Below are 477 nucleotides of genomic sequence, written 5' to 3' on the forward strand. Positions count from 1 at the left end.
ATCATGATTCGCTGTTTTCCTAATCGCGTTCGCCTTTTCCATAATTCCCCCTAATCACATTCATAGTCCACATATATTTGCCATTCATGTCATACTACTCCACCACCAGTACTAGTTATAAAGCTAAATAACTGAGCTCCCCATTAATCATTAAAGTCGCCTCGCCTTGAGCCGTTGTCGTTATTTCTTGGTAATAGTCAGCCTTTTTCCCTGTATCTTCGGGGTCTAATAAATAAGCAATTCTTCTCTTTAACAAGATAGGTAATTTATGCAATTCCTTATAATCACCAACCGAATTTTTGCCATTAATAAGCTTTTGCGTCATTACTTCACCTACCATATAGTCACTCAAATATCGAGATTTCATTCTTTTATCAGACAAAACCGTATTAAAAACCTTTTTCACCAACTGCTTCTGTTCATTCTCTAATCGACCTTTTTTCAAGGCACACACATAATTCAAATAGCTTAAATAAA

1 protein-coding gene is annotated in these 477 nt (G+C 35.6%); it reads right to left on the reverse strand.

Going from position 1 to position 477, the window contains the following annotated elements:
* Positions 1-115: 115 nt before the first annotated feature.
* Positions 116-477: hypothetical protein (locus WEIDD23_RS12220; protein WP_207644218.1), on the reverse strand; the 362-nt coding region annotated here is incomplete at its 5' end.

The sequence above is a fragment of the Weissella sp. DD23 genome (assembly GCF_001579105.1).
Lineage (GTDB): Bacteria > Bacillota > Bacilli > Lactobacillales > Lactobacillaceae > Weissella > Weissella cibaria.